This window comes from Micromonospora sp. CNZ303 (assembly GCF_004345505.1).
In genome coordinates, this window is the sequence record NZ_SLVT01000004.1 from 402,737 (window position 1) to 420,567 (window position 17,831).

16 protein-coding genes and 1 tRNA gene are annotated in these 17,831 nt (G+C 73.5%); 10 read left to right on the forward strand and 7 right to left on the reverse strand.

Going from position 1 to position 17,831, the window contains the following annotated elements; all coding sequences use genetic code 11:
• Positions 1 to 15: 15 nt before the first annotated feature.
• Entirely contained in the window at positions 16 to 867 is an 852-nt protein-coding gene (locus EV374_RS10150) for a MurR/RpiR family transcriptional regulator (protein WP_132233876.1), read from the reverse strand.
• 159 nt (positions 868 to 1,026) lie between these two features.
• Between EV374_RS10150 and EV374_RS10155 the strand changes: the two genes are divergently transcribed.
• The 6 genes from EV374_RS10155 (at position 1,027) to EV374_RS10180 (ending at position 8,735) form a co-directional block, all read left to right on the forward strand.
• Positions 1,027 to 2,247, forward strand: coding sequence for a hypothetical protein (locus tag EV374_RS10155; protein ID WP_486485666.1), 1,221 nt, complete (start codon positions 1,027 to 1,029; stop codon positions 2,245 to 2,247).
• A 72-nt stretch (positions 2,248 to 2,319) separates the two neighbouring features.
• A complete protein-coding gene (locus EV374_RS10160; RefSeq protein WP_486485667.1) occupies positions 2,320 to 3,447 on the forward strand; it encodes a glycosyltransferase in 1,128 nt (375 codons plus the stop codon).
• Entirely contained in the window at positions 3,434 to 4,561 is a 1,128-nt protein-coding gene (locus EV374_RS10165) for a glycosyltransferase (RefSeq protein WP_132233882.1), read from the forward strand. The genes EV374_RS10160 and EV374_RS10165 overlap by 14 nt, the downstream gene beginning before the upstream one ends.
• A gap of 2 nt (positions 4,562 to 4,563) precedes the next feature.
• Positions 4,564 to 5,736 (forward strand): glycosyltransferase, encoded by a 1,173-nt coding sequence (locus tag EV374_RS10170; protein ID WP_486485668.1) that lies wholly within the window; start codon positions 4,564 to 4,566, stop codon positions 5,734 to 5,736.
• Positions 5,733 to 7,481, forward strand: a complete 1,749-nt coding sequence (locus EV374_RS10175; RefSeq protein ID WP_207913982.1) for a YML083C domain-containing protein — start codon at positions 5,733 to 5,735, stop codon at positions 7,479 to 7,481. Before EV374_RS10170 ends, EV374_RS10175 begins: the two co-directional genes overlap by 4 nt.
• A gap of 3 nt (positions 7,482 to 7,484) precedes the next feature.
• On the forward strand, positions 7,485 to 8,735 hold the full coding sequence (locus EV374_RS10180; RefSeq protein ID WP_132233884.1) for a hypothetical protein: 1,251 nt from the start codon (positions 7,485 to 7,487) through the stop codon (positions 8,733 to 8,735).
• Positions 8,736 to 8,758: 23 nt separating this feature from the next.
• Here EV374_RS10180 and EV374_RS10185 read toward each other — a convergent pair whose 3' ends face one another.
• The 3 genes from EV374_RS10185 to EV374_RS10195 all read right to left on the reverse strand — a co-directional run bounded on the left by EV374_RS10185 (position 8,759) and on the right by EV374_RS10195 (position 12,974).
• Entirely contained in the window at positions 8,759 to 10,141 is a 1,383-nt protein-coding gene (locus EV374_RS10185; protein WP_132233886.1) for a glycosyl hydrolase family 28-related protein, read from the reverse strand.
• An 81-nt stretch (positions 10,142 to 10,222) separates the two neighbouring features.
• Entirely contained in the window at positions 10,223 to 11,770 is a 1,548-nt protein-coding gene (locus EV374_RS10190; protein WP_132233888.1) for a sugar transferase, read from the reverse strand.
• A gap of 121 nt (positions 11,771 to 11,891) precedes the next feature.
• Entirely contained in the window at positions 11,892 to 12,974 is a 1,083-nt protein-coding gene (locus EV374_RS10195; protein WP_132233890.1) for an LCP family protein, read from the reverse strand.
• A 154-nt stretch (positions 12,975 to 13,128) separates the two neighbouring features.
• On the opposite strand from EV374_RS10195, the gene EV374_RS10200 reads away from it, so the two are divergent.
• The 4 genes from EV374_RS10200 (at position 13,129) to EV374_RS10215 (ending at position 16,513) form a co-directional block, all read left to right on the forward strand.
• Entirely contained in the window at positions 13,129 to 13,962 is an 834-nt protein-coding gene (locus EV374_RS10200) for a class I SAM-dependent methyltransferase (RefSeq protein WP_132233892.1), read from the forward strand.
• 94 nt (positions 13,963 to 14,056) lie between these two features.
• Positions 14,057 to 14,491, forward strand: a complete 435-nt coding sequence (locus EV374_RS10205) for a hypothetical protein (RefSeq protein WP_132233894.1) — start codon at positions 14,057 to 14,059, stop codon at positions 14,489 to 14,491.
• Positions 14,492 to 14,591: 100 nt separating this feature from the next.
• Positions 14,592 to 15,410, forward strand: a complete 819-nt coding sequence (locus EV374_RS10210) for an MOSC domain-containing protein (RefSeq protein ID WP_132233896.1) — start codon at positions 14,592 to 14,594, stop codon at positions 15,408 to 15,410.
• A 122-nt stretch (positions 15,411 to 15,532) separates the two neighbouring features.
• Positions 15,533 to 16,513 carry an expansin EXLX1 family cellulose-binding protein gene (locus tag EV374_RS10215; protein WP_132233898.1) on the forward strand — a complete coding sequence of 327 codons (981 nt, stop codon included), beginning with the start codon at positions 15,533 to 15,535 and terminating at the stop codon, positions 16,511 to 16,513.
• Between the two features lie 13 nt (positions 16,514 to 16,526).
• On the opposite strand, the gene EV374_RS10220 is transcribed toward EV374_RS10215, so the two are convergent.
• From EV374_RS10220 to bcp, 3 genes are all read right to left on the reverse strand, one after another.
• Positions 16,527 to 17,066, reverse strand: a complete 540-nt coding sequence (locus tag EV374_RS10220) for a GNAT family N-acetyltransferase (protein ID WP_132233900.1) — start codon at positions 17,064 to 17,066, stop codon at positions 16,527 to 16,529.
• 67 nt (positions 17,067 to 17,133) lie between these two features.
• A tRNA-Leu gene (locus EV374_RS10225) sits at positions 17,134 to 17,216 on the reverse strand.
• Positions 17,217 to 17,283: 67 nt separating this feature from the next.
• Positions 17,284 to 17,760, reverse strand: coding sequence for a thioredoxin-dependent thiol peroxidase (gene bcp / locus EV374_RS10230; protein WP_132233902.1), 477 nt, complete (start codon positions 17,758 to 17,760; stop codon positions 17,284 to 17,286).
• Between the last annotated feature and the right edge of the window lie 71 nt (positions 17,761 to 17,831).

The window sequence follows — 17,831 nt, forward strand, 5'->3', positions numbered from 1 at the left end:
CGGCTCTCCTCCGGGTCATCCGAGGAACAACTGGCGGCGGGCGGCGGAAGCCTCGAAGGCTTCCAGCCGGCGCTGGGTGTCGGTCGGGGTGGCGTCGCAGATGGCCTGGAGCAGCACCATGGCCAGGGTCATCGGCGCGGTGTGCAGGTCGAAGACGAGCTGCGCGCCGACCGCGGCGGGCAGCACCACGTCGGCGTGCTCGGTGGCCGGGCTGACCGGCGAGTCGGTGATGGCCACCACGGTGAGGCCGGCGGCCCGGGCCTCGCGCAGCGCGTCCAGGGTCTCCCGGGGATAGCGGGGCAGGACGAAGGCGAGCAGGGCGCCCGCCCCGGCCTCGGCGGCCTGTTCGAGGCGGTCGGTGAGCAGGCTGCCGCCGTCGTCGAGCACCCGCACGTCGGGGTGCACCTTGGCGGCGAAGTAGGCGAAGTAGGCGGCCAGCGGGGCGGCGGCGCGCAGGCCCAGCACCGGCAGGGGGCGGCTGGCGGCCAACAGCCTCCCGGTCTCGGCGATCCGGTCCCGGTCGGCGAGCTGTCCGGCGAGGCGGTCGAGGTTGCCGATCTCGGCGCGTACCGCCTGCTGGAGCTCGTTGCCGGTGTCGGTCGCGTCGCCCGGGGCGCCGGCGGACAGCTCGCGCAGCCGGCGGCGCAGCGCGGGGTAGCCGTCGTGGCCGAGCGCGACCGCGAACCGGGTGACCGACGGCTGGCTGACCCCCGCCAGCTCGGCGACCTCGGCCGCCGACAGGTACGCGGCGGCCGGCGCGTGCTGCACGAGGCAGTGCGCGATGCGGCGCTGGGTGGGGGTGAGCCGGACCCCCTGGAACAGGTCCAGCACCCGCTCGGTGGGCGCCACCACAGCTCCCTCATTCATGCCGCGACTCTATGCATGAAAACTTTCAGGGGCAACAGGGTGGCTGTGCCCGGCCGGCGACGGGTGGGCGGAAAGCCTGGCACCACCTCTGTAGGATCCGCACGGCGGTTGAGCAGAGGAGTTGGCATGCAGCCGGGTGGCCCCTACAGGTACACGCACATGCTTGGCCAGTGTCAGGTGGGTAAGGCCTGGGCCGCCGTCGACGCGCAGGGCCGGTTCGTCACGGTCGCCCTGCTGGACGGGCCGGTGGCCGCGGACCCACGGTGGCGTGAGGCGTTCGCCAACGCCGTGTACGCCCTGGCTGAGACGCCGGACGGGCACCGGTACGCCAATGTGGACTTCTCGTCGGCGAGCCCCTGGGCGGCGTACGGCCCCGAAGCGGGCAACGCGCCCCAACGACTCTTCGAGACCCTCGGCCAGGAGTACCGGCCCGGTCCCGCCGTCGCGTCAGCCCCGGTCGCGGCGTCCGCTCCGGTCAGCGGGGTGCCGACGCCAGCCCCGATGAGCTCGCCACCGGCGAACGCCGCGGAGTCGGTGTCCGGGGTGCCGTCCGCCGGCGCCGGCCCGGCGCAGCCGACCTCCGGCTCGCCGCAGTTGCCGTGGGCCGCGCAGTCTTGGTCGATGCCCGCGCAGCAGCCGGTGTCCGGCGTGCCCACGTCGGCCCCCGCCACGCCCACCTCGGCGGCGCCGGCGACCTCGTACGACCCCCTCGCCTCGTCCGGGCGGCGCATCGCGCCCGCACCGAAGGAGCGACGCCGGATGCCGTGGCTGTGGGTGGGGGTCGGCGCGCTGGTGCTGACGTTGCTCGCCGGCGGCGGCGGCTTCGCGCTGGCCAAGGCCGGTGCAGAGGAGGAGGGGCCGGCGGCGGCGCCGTCGAGCAGCCCTTCGCTCGCGCCGTACGAGGCGACGCAGTTCTCCATCAACAAGGCGAAGTTCGAGGGGGCGCTCGCGCCACTGGCGGAGCCCTGGATGGCCCGGATGGGCGGATGCGCGGCCGACACCGACGCCGGCGGGCCGAAGCTGCCGGCCGACGAGAAGCGCCACGTGTTCTGCCGGTACGGCGGCGCGTCCCTGCACTTCGCGCTCTACCGGGCCAAGGCGGAAAAGGACGCCGCGCGGGCCTACCGGCAGCAGCTCAACCTGGCCGGCGGCGCCCTGGCCCCCGGCCTGCGCGAGGCGACCCGGACGGCAGGTGGCGTGAGCGGTGCCGCCGGCAGTTACGTCGAGTACGCCTTGAAGGGTGACGATGGCCGGACCATCTGCGGCCTGTGGTGGGACCGCGACGACATCGACGCCGCGTTCTACGTCGAGACCCTCTGCGAAGCCGGTATCTCCGGCAACTGGGACGCGCTGCGGGATCTCTGGCGGCGTAACAGCTGACGGTCCGTCGGTACGACGCCCGGCGGGGCGCGTCGAGGGCAGGTGGAGAAGGGGCGGGAGAGCATGACGTCGGTGGACGACCGTGACCCCGTCACGCCGCCGGCCGCCCGGCCACCCCTGCTCGCCGACCGTAGCGTCGCGCTGGTCCACGAGTGGTTCGGCGCGACCGGGGGTTCGGAGAACGTCTTCCTCGCCATCGCCGATCTCCTGCCGCACGCCCGCCGTATCGTGCTCTGGGCGGACGAGGACGTCGAGGTCGACCGGCTGGGTCTGCGCGAGACGTGGCTGGCGCGGACGCCGTTGCGCCGGAGCAAGGCCCTGGCCCTCCCGCTGATGCCCCTCGCGTGGCGCACGGTCGGTGAGGGCCGGTACGACGTGGTCGTCTCGTCCAGCCACGCCTTCGCCCACACGGTCCGGCTCGGCTCGCCGGAGCGGACCCGACATCTGAGCTACGTGCACTCACCCGCCCGGTACGTCTGGAGCCCGGACTTCGACGGCCGCGGCTCGGGGGCGCTGCTGAGTGGGCCAAGGCGGGCCTTGCAGGCGGTCGACGTCCGGCTCAGCCGACACGTGCACGCCTACGCGGCCAATTCCCGCGAGGTCCAGGCGAGGATCCGGCGGTACTGGAAGCGCGACGCCGTCGTGATCCATCCGCCGGTCGACGTCGATTTCTTCGGCGGGGCCGACGTCTCGCGGGCACCGCGGGACTACCTGCTCGGCGTGGGTCGCTGGATCCCGTACAAGAACTTCGACCTGATGATCGAGGTCGCCGCCGAGGCGGGAATGCCGTTGACCATCGCGGGCTCCGGGCCGGAGGAGGAGCGGCTGCGGCGGGCGGCCGCCGCCGCCGGAGTGCCGGTGACGTTCGAGGTACGGCCGACCCGACAGCGGTTGCGTGAGCTCTACGCGGGCGCCCGGGCGTTGTTGTTCCCGGCCCACGAGGACTTCGGCATCATCCCCGTCGAGGCCCAGGCCTGCGGCACCCCGGTGATCGGCCTGAACAGCGGCGGCCTGCTGGAGACCGTGGTCGACGGCGAGACCGGCTTCCTGGTCGGCTCGATGCGGCCGGCCGACCACGCCGCCGCGGTGCGCCGGCTCGACGCGCTCTCCGAGACCCGCATCCGGGAGCACGCCACGATGTTCTCCCAGCAGCGGTTCGCCGTCCAGATGAGCGAGTGGATCGCGCATGAGTCCCGGTAGTCCCGTCACTGTCGTCGACTGCAGCGGGGTCGGCCCCGGCGGCATCACCCGGGTGCTCACCGAGGTCGTGCGGCACTGGCCGGCCGGGCAGCGCCTCCGGTTGGTCGCCGTGCCCCCGTCCTGGGAGCCGCCGGCGTCGACCGGTGCCGAGGTGCAGGTGATCAGCCGGCAGGTGTCCGATCGGGCCCGCGCCGTCGCGTCCGCCACCAGCACGCTGCGTCGGGTGACCGGCGCCGCTCGGGACGAGGCGCCGTCGGCCCGCGTCCTCTCGCTGAGCCCGTCGGTGGCGATCGTCGGTAGCCAACTGCCGGTGACCACGATCGTGCACGACCTCGCGTTCAAGCTGTGGCCGTACGGCCTGAGCACCGCGGTGCGGCAGTACCGCCGGGTCAGCTACGGCACGGCGATCAACCGCTCGGGCCGGCTGCTCTGCGTCAGCGCGCGCACCCGCCACGACCTGCTCGGGCTCTACGGCGTGCCGGAGCACCGCACCGACGTGTGGCAGCCGGGGAGCGACGTCGAGGTGGTCCCCGGGGAACTGCCCGAACGCCTGGCCGCCGTCGTCCGGGGCGGGCAGCCGTACCTGGTTGTTGCCGGGCACGCGGCGCACAAGGGGGTCGAGCTCGCCGTCGAGGCGCTGCCCGCCCTGCCGGGGTACGTCCTGGCCGTGCTGACCGGCGGGCAGCGGGTCGAACGGTTCGAGGCGGCGGTGGCGGCATCCCCCGCCGCCGACCGGGTGCTGCTGCTCGACCGGCTCTCCGACGCCGGCTACGCCGCGGCGGTCGCCGGCGCGGCGGTGTTCCTGATGCCGAGCCACTTCGAGGGTTACGGCCTGCCGGCCGCCGAGGCGCTGCGGTTGGGCACCCCGACGGTCGTCTCGCCCGATCCCGCCCTGCACGAGGCGACCGGTGGACGGGCCGTACGGATGACGACCTGGTCGGCTGCCGCGCTGGCCGAGGCGGTGACCGAGGCGTACGCGGCGCCCCGCCCACCGGCCGGGCGGACCGGCCGCTCGTGGCGGGAGGCGACGGACCACCTGGTCGCGCTGCTCGCCGCCGGCGACGACGTGCCGGGAACCAGGGGGGCCGCCTCGTCCACGACCTGGAAGGGCTGACCGTGCGCATCGCCATGGTGCACTCCTCGTTCGCCGTCCGCGGTGGCGCCGAGCAGTACGTCCGGGACCTCTCCGCCGCGCTCGCCGCGCGCGGGCACGAGGTCCGCATCTTCGCCCGGCCCTCCGCGCAGAGCGCGCCCGACGACGTCCCGGTCGGTACGCGGCTCGCCGCCCGGCTGGCGGGACGCGACCCGCGCGTGGGCAAGCTGCTCACCCACCTGGGCGACCTGATCGACCCCACCGGTCTCGCCGCGCGGACGTTGCGCGACTTCGCGCCCGACGTGGTGCACGTGCACAACTGGCAGGGCCTCGGGGTGCTCCCGGTGGCGAGGCTGGCGCGGGAGTGGCCGACCTGCCACACCGTCCACGACTACGCCATCTGCGACCCGAACAACTCGCTGGCGAACCAGGGCCGCTCCGGGCTGACGGACCGTCTGCTCCGGCTCCGCTCCGCCTGGCTGGTACGGCGGCTGCGGCGGGTGTCGCTGCTGTGGCCGGCAGCGCGTACGCGGGACATCTCGCGGCGCCACCTGCCGTCCGGGTCGAGGCTGGGCGGGCTCGTCGTGCCGCTCGCGGTGCCGCAGACGGGAGTTCCCGCCGACCTGCCGGCCGGTGATCCGAGGGTGTTTCTGTTCCTCGGCGCGCTCAGTGGCCACAAGGGGATCGACGTCCTGCTCGACGCGTGGCGCGAGGTCGCCGGGGAGTTGGACGCCACGCTGCTGGTGGGGGGCGACGGCGATCGCCGCAAGGTCGTCGGGGCGGCGGCCCGTGAGGTCCCCGGCGTCCAGCACCTCGGGTTCCTCGACGCCGTGGGGAAGGAGGCCGCGATGCGGCGCGCCGGGTGGCTCGTCTTCCCCAGCCAGTGGGCGGAGAACTTCCCGATCTCCTGCGTCGAGGCGCTGCGGGCCGGGCGCCCGATCGTTGCCAGCGCCGTCGCGCGCCCGCCGATGGCCTCGGACCCCTCGCTCCTGGTCTTCGGCTCGCCGACTGAGCTGGCCGATCTCCTCCGCCTCGCCGCCACCATGCCCGCCGACCGCTACGCCGCGATGGCCGCCTCGGCCTCGGCCGACGGTCGGCAGCTGAACTGGGACCGGCACGTCGACGCGGTGCTCGACGCCTATGCCGCGCTCGGCGGCGCCCGGGACCGTCCCCCGGCAGCGGTAGCCCGGCGATGACGTCCCGCACCGACGGTCGGCGTGAGCCAGTCCGGTGGCGGACCGTCAGGCTCCTGGCCGCCGTCGCGGTGGCCGTCCCGGTCGCCGCGGTGGCCTGCCTGCTCGTGGGGCTGTCCCCGCTGCTGCCCGTGTTGCTCGCCGCGCTCGGCTTCCTGGCCGTCCGCCGGACGCCCGGGCTGGCGTACGTGTTCGTCGTGCTCAACGCCCCGCTGGGGCTCCGGTTCGTCGGCGTGGAAGGGCTGGTCGGGGACGCCTTCGGAGGCCGCGACTACGCGTTGGGGCTCTCCGCCGTCGCCGTGGTCTGCTCGCTCACCCTGCTGACCGTGCTGCGCGGCGGATGGCGGCGCGGCCAGGTCGTCGCCGCCGTGGTGACGTTGCTCGTCCTGCTCGTGTGGGGCCTGATCGGAACGGTCCACCACGGCCCGGCCCAGACGCTGGTCGGCCTGCGGCTGACCGTGCTGCCGCTGCTGCTCCTGCTGGTGGTGGCCGCGTCGCCGCGGGTCACCGCCCTGGTCACCGTCGCGGCCTGGTTGATGGTGGCGAACGCGCTGGCGACCGCCGCCGAGCTGGTGGTCGGCCCGGCCCGGCTGGTGCAGTGGGGGTTCGAGGAGGGCCGGGCGGTCCGGTACATCGGCGACACCTTCCGGGCGCCCGGGCTGACCGAGTTCAACGCCGAACTGGGTATCCTCGCGGGTGCCTATCTGCTCGGGTACGTCGCGCTGTGGCTGACGCCCGGCGCCCGGCCGAACCGGCGGGCCTGGCACGTCGGGGCGTTCTCCGCCGTTCTCTGCCTCGCCCTGAGCACCAGCCGCTCGGGGGCGCTGCTGGTGGTCGGTGGGGTGGTGGCGGCAGCCGTGGCCAACCGCTCCGGCAGTGCCGGCGCCCGGCGCCGGGCTCGACTGGTCGGGCTCGGCGTGGTGGCTGCCGTGGCGGCGGGATTCGTGGCGGTGGGCGCCACCGGAGCCCGCAGCCTCTTCCAGCGCTTCGACGTCTGGTCCGGACTGCTCAGCGAGGATCTACCCCTCTGGGGCCGGGGCATCGGTGCCGTGGGCGCGGCCACCGTGTCCCGGGTGGCCGACGGTCAGCAGGTCTTCGTGGACAACTACTTCGTCAGCGTGGCGCTGCAGTACGGGCTGCCGATGATGGTGGCGTTGCTCGGCGGGATCGGGTTCCTGCTGGTGCGGCTCTGGCGACGCTCGGCGGAGCACCCCTCGGCTGTGCCGCTCGTCGCCGTGCTGGTCGGTCTCAGCGCCGCGTCGCTGGTGGTGGAGGCGTGGGAGTACCCGGGCGCGATGATGTGCCTGGCGATCTTCGCCGGCTTCGGGATCCGCCTCGACGCGGACGCCCAGGCTGCCGACGATCCGGGGTCCCGGCCGGTGTCCGGCGCCATCGTGCGGGCGCCCCTGCCGGCGGTGGACGCGGACACCATCGTGCTGCCGCCCGTCGGCGCTGCCTTCCGGCGCTCCGCAACGGCGCCGCCCGGCCGGCGCCCCCCAGTTGGTCCGGGCGCGGCGCGGCGCCCGTCGGTCGACGCCGACACGGTCGTGCTTCGACCGGCCGACCCCGACACCGTCGTACTGCCGTCGGCTGGTGCCGGCCGGCACCGGCTGTCGGAGCCCTCGCCCGGGTGGCGGCCGTCCGGCGGCGGCACGCCGACGCCGCGGCCACCGGCGGACGCCGAGACCGTCGTCATGCCCGCGGTCGATCCCGCCGTGCGGCCCGTCGACGACCCCCGGCGGTGGTGACGGATGCGACTCTTTACCAACGGCGTGGTCCGGGTGCAGCGGTCCCAGGTGTCTGTGCAGGCACTCAGCCGCCTGTGCAGCGTCTTCGTGTTCCTGCTGGCCTCCTGGGGCGACACCGATCGGCTGGCGCTGGTCGCCCTCCAAGGGGCGCTCCTGGCCATTCCGTACACGTTGATTGAGGCCCTCGTCGGCCGACCGCTCTCCGCAGGGGTGGTCCCCGCGCACTGGAACCTCGAAAGCTGGGCGAAACGGGTGGCGGCGGCCACGGTGCTGCCGGTCGGGGTGGTCGCCTTCCTCTCCGCCTCCGTCGCGCTGCCGCAGACCAGCGTCGCGGACCGACTCGTCATGATCGCGCCGGTGCTGCTGCAACTGCCGGTCGAGGCGATGTTCTGGAGCTGCGCCCGGACGCGCTCGCCGGCCCGGGCCAACCTGATCCCGCAACTGACCGCCCTCGGTACGCTGCTCGGCGCGACGCTCCTCGTCGCGGCGGATCTGCGCGTGGACATCGCCGCCGGGCCGGCGCAGGTCGTGGTCCTGGCCTGGGTGTTGCTGCGTCGGCCGTCGGCGGGGCACGGGCAGACGCGGCCCGGCCTGCGGGCGAGCCTCTCGGTCGGCTCGGTCTACTGCCTGGCGGCGGTCGTCGACCTCTCGTACGCCATCGCGCTGCCCTCGGTGGCGGGCGCCGCCGCCGGGCAGGGCGCCGTGGTGGTGCTGCGGGCACTGGATCTCGCCTTCGGCCCGTTCCACGTGGTGCTGTCGGCGAGCACCCGGGAGGACATCGTGGCCGGCCGGCGGGTCCGCTGGTTGACCGCCACCCGGGCGCTCACGGTCGCGGCGTGGCTCGGGGTCTCGGTGGTGGTGCTCGCCAGTGAACGGATCAGGGGGATCCTCGCCACCGAGTTGACCACCCTCGGCGCCGTGGCGCTCTTCGGGTACTGCGCCTACAAGCTGCTGCTCATGTTCTCCACCTGGGCCTCCACCCGGCACATGATCCATGCCCGGCCGCGGCGCTACCTCGCCTCCGCGATCGGGTCCCGGGTCATCGCCTTCGGCGGGGTGGCCGTCGCGCTCCTCTGGGCCGACCAGGTCGCGGACCTGATGCTCCAACTCCTGGTCTGTGAGGCGCTGGTCGCGGCATGGTTCGCGGCGCGGATGCGGCTGGGGCCGCGCGAAGCGGTAGCGGAGTTGGGCCCGGAAGGGCCCGCCGATCGCGTACCCGTCGACCCGCCGCCCGTAGCCCGTAGCCCCGTCTAGGCGGCCGGCCGGGCGCCGCGCGCTCACGGCTCGGTGGCCATCACCTGCACGGCACCACTGGGGAAGAGCGCGCACAGCTGGGTCCTGCCGTCCACGTCCCGGGCGAAGATGCGGACGTCGCCGTCCGCCGGACGCCCCGGGCTCGGCTGCGCACGCAGGTCGAAGGCCGGGCGGACGACCAGGTTCTTGCTCGGGTCACCGAGTCCCTGGGTGATCTCGACCTGGGTGGTCGGGGCGGGGCGGCCGATCCAGCCCAGCCCGGTCTCCGGGATGCGCCGCCCGTCCTCGCCGAGGGCACCCGGCTGGGAGAGGCTGATCCGGACCGTGGAGAGCCCCCGGTCCGCGCCGAAGTCGACGGCGGCCGTGCCACAGTTGACGACCTTGCTGTCGACCAGGCAACCGGAGGGCTCCTCCGGCTGGGTGCCCGGCACGAACTGCACGCCGATCTCCTGGTGCGGATGCGACTGGTTGTAGCCGAGGATGAAGCCCCCGATCCACCGGCAGTCGTTCCTGGAGATCCGTACGCCCACTCCGCCGTTCAGGTCGGCGTAGCAGTTCACGCACCCGATGCTCGTGGCCCCCAGGTCGAAGGAGACATTCTGTTTGATGCCCCAGGCGTGGCAGTTGACCATCTGGGTGCCCATCGAGTCGCCAGCCAGCCGGAAGCCGGCCCCGGCGTTCTCGAAGGTCACGCAGTTGAGGAACATCGAGTCGTGCGGGCCCTGGAAGTTGACACCGTGACCGTCGTTGCCGTGCGTACGCACGGCCGTCAGGCGCGCCTCCATCTGATGCGAGGGGGCGGGCAGCGCCGAGGCCGGGCCCCACTCGCTGAGGAGCCCGTCGCCCCGACAGTTGAAGACGATCACCTCGGTGATCTCGTAGCCGTACCCGTAGACACGCAGGCCGTGGCCGCCGTCGGGGTTCTGCCCCTTGTTCCCGTCGAGGGTGAGGTCGCGCACGCTGAAAAGGGTGATGCCGCCGTCGGAGCGGGTACCGCTGAGGCGGGTGAAGCCCTCCGACTCCAGGATGGCCGAATTCGCGCCGGCCTTGAGCCTGAGCGTGGTCGCGTCGCCGCCGGAGCCGCGCAGGTGCACCCGCGAGTGGAGGGTCAACCGGCGCGTCAGGTAGGTGCCGGGCGGCAGGAAGACGATGCCCCCGGTCGGTCGTACGCTGTCGATCGCCGCCTGGAGCGCTGCGGTGTCGTCCGCCGCCCCGTTCCCCTTGGCGCCGTGGTCACGGACGTTCACCACCGTGCCGTCGCCAGCCGACGAGAGGCCGTTCGCGACAGCCGTCCCGCCGATGCCGACGGTGCCCACACCCGCGGCGATCGCTCCGCCGCGGAGCAGCGCCGCACGTCGGCTGACAGCCCTGGACTCGGATCGTCCGTCGGCGCCGTCGTGGGTCATGGTCCGCCTCCCTGCCACGGTGGACGGCTGATGGTCCCACGACGTGCGGCGGAGACGACAGGCAGTGCCCGTAGCCGCCGGTCAGCGGCCGCCACCCCGGAAGACCTCCGCGACCGTACGTAGCATCACCTTAACGTCCAGCCACGGCGACCAGTTCTCGATGTAGTAGTTGTCGAACCGGGCCCGGTCCGAGATGGGCGTGTCGCCGCGCAGCCCACTGACCTGAGCGAGCCCGGTGAGCCCCACCGGCACCCGGTGCCGCATGGCGTAGTTCGGGTATTCCGCGGAGAACTTCTCGACGAAGTACGGTCGCTCGGGTCGGGGCCCCACCACACTCATGTCGCCGCGCAGGATGTTCCACAGTTGGGGGAGCTCGTCCAGCGAGGTGCGGCGCAGCAGCCGGCCGATCGGGCCCACCCGCCGGTCGTGCGCGATGGACCAGTTGGTCTGCGACTCGTGCTCGTCGACGGGCCACATCGACCGGAACTTGATGACGTCGAACGGTCGCCCGTGCCGACCGATCCGCTCCTGGCGGAAGAAGATGCCGGAGCCGCCCTCCAGGAACACCGCGACGGCGCAGAGCAGCAGTACGGGGCTGAGCACCACCAGCGCCGTGGCCGCGAAGAGCACGTCGATGAGGCGCTTCATCGCCCAGCGTGGGCCGGAGAGCGTGGTGTCACCGATCTTGACGATCGGGATCGCCCCGATGTGGTCCGGGTTGCCGGCCTGCGCGCGGGATCCCCAGAGCCGGGGTGCGGCCCACAGGTCGCATGAAGCGCTCAACGGTCGTCGGAGAAGGTCCATCAGGGTCGACTCCGGACAGGCGGGGTCGGCGATGATCAACACCTCGCACTCGACGAGGCGGACCAACTGCTCCAGCTCGTCGAGCGTGCCGATCAGCGGCGGCCCGGAACCGGCGGGCCGGGACCCGCCGTCCACGCAGCCGACGAAGCGCAGGCCGTACTGCGGGTAGCGGCGCAACAGGCGGCCCAGCTCGACCCCGATCGGCCCACCGCCGATAACGATCGCGTTGTGCTCCACCCACCGTCGCCGTCGCGCCGTGACGATGGCGGCGCGGGTGATGCCTCGACCGACGACCACCAGCGTCGCCGACAGCAGCACGCCGCGCATGAAGCCGCTGACGTACGCGGCCGATTCGTGTCGCATGGCGGCGATGATGGCCACGATCGCGGCGGTTACCAGCAGCCGCCCGGTGAGGGCGGGGAGCTCGTCGAGGATGCTCACGTGCCGCCGGGCCTTGTAGAGGCCGCCGGCGGCGAAGATGGCGACCGTCAGCCCGGCCATGGCCAGTGTGCCCCGCCAGTAGTGCTCGCTGAGCAGTAGCGGCGTCGACAACGCGGCCAGGTCGACCGGGAGCGTGAGCATCCACGCCCGGAGTCGGCGGGTACGGCCCGAGGTCCGTGAACTGGCGTAGGGCAGGACGGTGGTGGTGTCCAGGCCGGGACGGGTCACGCCGGCCGGGTCGGTCTCCGGGCCGCGCTGGCGCTGCGTCGGAACGTCCGGGTCCTCGTCGTCGGACTCGTCGGCTTCTGCCGGAGCACGGTGGGCCGGCTCCGGACCGTCACCGTGTGTGCCTGCGACGAGCCCGGTCGTCGATCGGCTCGACATGTTGGTGTCCTTCCCCCGCTTGGCCGCGGCGGCGCGAGGAGCCGCCTGGCGAACGGATGATACGACCCCGCCGGCCCTGTCGTCATACCCCGCAGGGGGCAGATGCCGTGCGTACGGGCGGTCAGGAGGCCGCCCCGGACTCCACGATCTCGGCGACGGAGTCCCGGCGCACGGCGTCGAAGAAGGAACGCGCCTTCGCGGTGTCCGCGAGCACCACGCTCTCGCTGCCGATCCGACCGGTCCCCTTTGTCGGACTCGTGTAGAAGCCGAGGTTTCCGCTGCGCAGGTGGCGCAGCTCCATCGCGAGATCGACGATCGACAGGGACTTGTCGACCGACACCGAGTCCGCAGTGGCCTTGATGAAGGCGTTCAGCTTGCCGGGGTTGGTCAGCACCCCGCCCGAGGACGCCTTGTCGAGGATCGCCTTGATGACCTGCTGCTGGTGGCGGATGCGACTGAAGTCCCCGTCGGCGAAGGCGTACCGCTCCCGCGCGTAGTCCAGGGCGGCGGCCCCGTCGATGGTCTGCCGGCCGGCCCGGAAGGTCCGGCGACCGTCGGGGTTCAGCGAGTGCGTCGAGGTGAAGCCCTTCTCGATGGTGATGTCGATCCCGCCCAGGGCGTCGACGATCTCCTTGAAGCCGGCGAAGTCCACCATCGCCACGTGGTCGACCCGGATCCCGGTGAACTTCTCCACGGTCTGCACCATCAACGGAACGCCACCCCACGCGTACGCTGCGTTGATCTTCGCGTCCCGGCCACCCTGTCCGCCGTCCTTCGACCGCGGCACCGACACCCAGGTGTCGCGGGGGATCGAGATGAGCTGCGCGCTCGACCGGTCCTTCGGCAGGTGGGCCAGGATGATGGTGTCCGTGCGCGAGCCGGCGTCGCGCCCCGGGTCCCGGGTGTCACTGCCGAGGACCAGAAGGTTCATCGCGCCCTTGGCGACCGCCGGTGGCCGGGCCTCCGCGGGCACGTCCGTGAAGGCGTCCACCCGCTCGATGTCCGACTCCACCGACCGCAGGTAGAGCCCGCCGGCGATCGTGGCGCCCCCACCGACCAGCGCCAACCCGAGCAGGCCGACAAGGACCACCCGCCGCCATCGCCGGGGTCGCCGGTGCTGCGGCTTCCCGGCCGGCTCCCGCTCGTCGGGGGCGTCGCTGACGGCCGCCGGCGCTGACTCGACGGAGTGCTGGGGCGAGGGCATGCGGCGATGCTACTAACCCGGGATGCGGGTGCTGAACGCTCGTGCCGGCATCCTGACCGACCGGTGCCGCCGACGCGACGGATGGATGGTCGAACTGCGGATCAATGGACAGCTTCCACTACACGGGTTCACCCGCGACTGGTAGAACCCTTTCGTGGACGCAACGAAGCTCCGACGGGCCATCGCCCGCACCCCCCTCGCCCCCGTCGCGGCCTTCCCCAAGCGCCTGGCCCGCGTCGTCCGCCACGACGCCAAGGTGCTGCGCACCTCGGCCCGCTGGCTGGTCACCTCGCGCGAGCACCACAACTACACGTACGAGCTGACCAAGCTGAGCCGCCACCACCTCGCCTGGTTCGTCAGCGTGGTCTGCGACGTGCCCGTCAAGCAGGTCCGCGCGTACTTCGCCGAGATCGAGTCGGACGACGTGCTGCGCCGGCACATCGAGTCCGCCACCGCCGGCGCCGCCCGCCGGGGCCTGGCCGACCGGCAGGTCCGCTACGCCCGCCGCATCGGCTGGTACGCCATCGTGCGCGCCACGAAGCCGGCGCACGTGGTCGAGACCGGCGTCGACAAGGGGCTCGGCAGTTGCGTGCTCGCCGCCGCGCTGTTGCGCAACGCCGCCGACGGGCAGCCCGGCCGGGTCACCTCGCTGGACATCAACCCGGAGGCCGGCTACCTCGCCCGCACCGCGCCCTGGTCGGAGGTGGTGGACCTGGTGATCGGCGACTCGATCGCCTCCATCGCCGCGCTGGACCGGCCGGTCGACCTCTTCCTGCACGACAGCGACCACAGCCGGGCCCACGAGAAGCGCGAGTTCGAGGCGGTCGAGGGCCGGCTGGCCCCGGGCGCGATCCTGCTCACCGACAACGTCACCGCCACCAACGTCCTCGCCGAGCACGCCGAGCGCACCGGCCGGCGCTTCCTCGCCTACCGGGAGACCCCCGCCAACCACTGGTACCCGGGGGACGGCATCGGCGTCGCCTGGTAGACAGTCGATCGCTGCCGCCCAAGGCGGGGATCGCAGCCGGCGGGCGCCTCGTGACTGATCGGAGACTGGCGTGGCATCAGAACACCGACTGGCCATGACGCTCATAGCCGCCGTGCACCAGTGTCAGCTTTCGGTCGCCGAGTACGGGCGCCACATCTGGCTCAAGTACGACTTCGGGGCGAACGCTGAGCACCTGCCCTATCTGACGACGGAGGTGGAGACCGAGAGATCGTCGGTGGACATCCGCAGCCGTCTCCAGGCGTCCTCGGCGGCGGACGCGGATCTGCCCAACGTCTTCGTCGTCCGCCTCGTGCTGACGTTCGAAGCGGACGAGGCGCGGGTCGAGTCCTTCGTCGAGGCTCACCTGGAGGACCAGTTGGGCGGGTTCGGGCCGGGTTCGCACGTGCTGTACGAGCGAAGGTCGGAAGGACTGGGCTTCGACGAGGCGATGACCGCCGCGGCGTCGCACGTCGATGCGCTGTACGACACCGACGACTACCCGCTCCGGTTGGGGATGACGGCGCGATGAACCTTCGCGGGGCACCCACCCCGGGTGGGTGCCCCGCGATCGTCCCTGGCCGTTCGACAACTGGCTGGTCGGGAATCCATCGTCATGACAGGGTTGCCGGATGCGGTTGAGCGCCATCCACACGTACCCCGTCAAGGGTTGTCGCCGGCTCGACCACGACGTCGCGGGCGTCGAGCCGTGGGGCCTGGCCGGCGACCGGCGCTGGATGATCGTCGACGCGGACGGCGTCGGCGTCACCCAGCGGGAGACCACGCGCCTGGTCGGCCTGCACGCCACGCCCCACGGCGGCGGCCTGCTGCTGCGCGCCGAGGGGCACGACGACCTGACCGTGCCCGAGCCGGCGGGCGGTGAACCCGTCGCGGTGCGGACCTTCCGCAACCGCAAGCTGCCGGTGCCGGCGCTCGCCGCCGGACCGGCCGCCGACGCCTGGATCGGCGCGCTGCTGGGCCGTGCCGTCCGGCTGGTCTGGCTCGCCCGACCGACCCGGCACATCCCGGCGGGGGACCGGGAGCACGACACCGGTGAGCAGGTCAGCTTCGCCGACGCCTACCCGCTGCTGCTGGCCACCGCCGCCTCGCTCGACGCACTCAACGGGTGGCTCGCCGAGGCCGGCGAGGAGCCCGTGCCGATGGCGCGGTTCCGCCCCAACCTGGTGGTGGAGGGTGCGCCGGCCTGGGCCGAGGACGGCTGGGCCGGCCGCCGGCTGCGCATCGGCGCCGTGCGTTTCCGCGCCGCCGGGCCGTGCGACCGCTGCGTGGTCACCACCACCGACCAGGAGACGGGGGTACGCGGGAAGGAACCGCTGCGCACCCTCGCCCGGCACCGCAAGGTCCGGCAGAAGCTCCTCTTCGGACTCCACCTCGTTCCGACGGCCACGGGTAGCGTCGCGCTCGACGACGAGCTGGTGGTGGAGGACTGACCGGCCCGGCGGGCCCGCTTCGCGTGCCGGCGGGCGGATCCTCGCGCGTGGCGGGCCTCGGCGCGGCGCCTCGGTCCGGCGGACTTGTCCGCCGCGGCGGCGGTACGGCAGCATCGACCGGCGTGACCGACGGTACCGCTCCCACGGCAGACCCGCACGGCCCCGGACGCCGCCGCGCGCCACGCTCCCGGGCTCCCCGCCGGCTCGCCGTCGGCGGTGTCGCGGCGCTCGCGGCGGTGCTCGGCCTCAGCCTGGCCCTGCGCTCCGGGTCCACCCCCGCCTGCGCCGCGTCGCTCGCCCTCGCCGCGCCGCCCGCTGCCGGCGTCGTCCACGAGGGACAGGCCACCTTCTACGACCCGAAGGGCGCCGGTGGGAACTGCTCCTACCCGGCCGCGCCCGCGAACCGGCTCTACGTCGCACTGGGCCCCGACGCGTACGCGGCCGGCGCGGCCTGCGGCGGCTACCTCGACGTGACCGGCCCGCAGGGCACCGTGCGGGTCCTCGTCATGGACCAGTGCCCGGAGTGCGCCGCCGGCCACCTCGACCTCTCCCGGGAGGCGTTCGTCCGGATCGCCAACCCCGCGGAGGGCGTCGTGCGGGTCAGCTACCGCGCAGTGGTCGACCCGCCGCTGACCGGCCCGCTCACCTTCCGGATGAAGGAGGGCGCGTCGCGGTGGTGGTTCGCCGTCCTGGTCGCCGGCCACGGCAACCCGCTGCGCGCCGTCGAGGTGCGGCCGGCCGGCGCCGGCGGCTGGCGCTCGGCGGCGCGGGAGGACTACAACTACTGGCTCGTCCCGTCCGGCGCCGGGCCCGGCCCGTACGAGATCCGGGTCACCGACACCCGGGGACACCGGGTCACCGCCACCGGCGTCCGGATGGCGCCGGGCGAGGTCCAACGCGGCACGGTCCGGATGTACGGCCGGGGCGGCGCCGCCGCGACCCGCCCACCGTCGCCCACGCGGTCCCCCTCGGCCCGGCCCGGCCCGACCGGCACGACCCGGGCGACTCCGTCGGCGGTACGGTCCACCGGCCGGCCGCTGGTGGGCGCGGCGGTCGAACGTTCCGCCCTCGGGTCGACGTCGACGCGCGGCTGCGGGGGCTGAGGGCGGGCCCGGCTCAGCGTTCGAGGGCCGGCGGGGCGGTCAGGTCCAGCCACATGAGGATCTCGTCGCGGTCGTCGCCGGGGGCGACCCGCAGCGCGCCGGGCAGCCGACCGATCTCCCGGTAACCGAGGCCCCGGTAGAACCGGTCGAGCCCCAGGCCGTCCCGGACGGTCACGTGCAGCGCCTCCCACCCCATCCCACGGCCGAGGCGCTCGGCCTCGCGCATCAGCGCGGCGCCGTACCCGTTGCCCTGGGTGTCCGGGTGGACCATCACCCGCTTCAGCACGCACCAGTGCGCCTTCAGGTCGAACCGGTTGTCGCAGAAGATCAGCGCGGCGACGGGCCGCTCGCCCGAATATCCCACGAGGAGGCGGTCCGGGCCCTCCGCGATGCCGGCGAAGGTGGGGTCCGCCGTGTGCCGGACGTCGGCGACGGTGACCGGCGGCACGAAGCCGACCGCCCCGCCGGCGTTGGTGACGTCGACCCAGAGGGCGACGATCCGTTCCCGCAACTCGTGGGTCAGCTCGGGATCGAGGACGAAGCGCAGGCTCACCCGGTAATCCTGACCGCGCGGGCCCCGCGCCGACCCGCGATCGTGACGCGCGCGACAGGGCGCTCGGTGCGGGAGGGGGGATTCGAACCCCCACGTCCTTTCGGACAATAGGACCTAAACCTACCGCGGCTGCCGTTACGCCACTCCCGCCGACCCGCTGAGTCTAGAGCGTCGCGCCGAACCGGTGGTGGGCTCGGTCCCGGCGCGGGCGGCGACCTCAGTCCAGCCCGAGATCCCGGCGCAGCTTGGCGACGTGGCCGGTGGCCTTCACGTTGTAGAGTGCGCGCTCGATCTTGCCGTCCGCGTCGATGACGAAGGTCGAGCGGATCACGCCGGTCACCGTCCTGCCGTACGACTGCTTCTCCCCGTACGCGCCGTAGGCGGTCAGCACGGCCTTGTCGGTGTCCGCGACCAGCGGGAAGGTGATGGCGTCGCGCTCGCGGAACTTCGCCAGCTTCTCCGGCTTGTCGGGCGAGATCCCGACGACCTCGTAGCCGGCGGCCTGGAGCGAGGCGAGCGAGTCGCGGAAGTCGCAGGCCTGCTTGGTGCAGCCGGGCGTCATGGCCGCCGGGTAGGCGTAGAGCACGACCTTGCGGCCGCGCAGGTCGGTGAGCGAGAGCGTCTCGCCGGTGTCGGTGGGGAGGCTGAACTCGGGCGCGGGGTCACCGGGGGAGAGGCGGTCGGGCGCGGTCATGGCACGACCCTACCGCCGGCCCCGGCCGTCCCCGGACGGCACGCCGGCCCGACCGGAACGCGTCCCGGCCG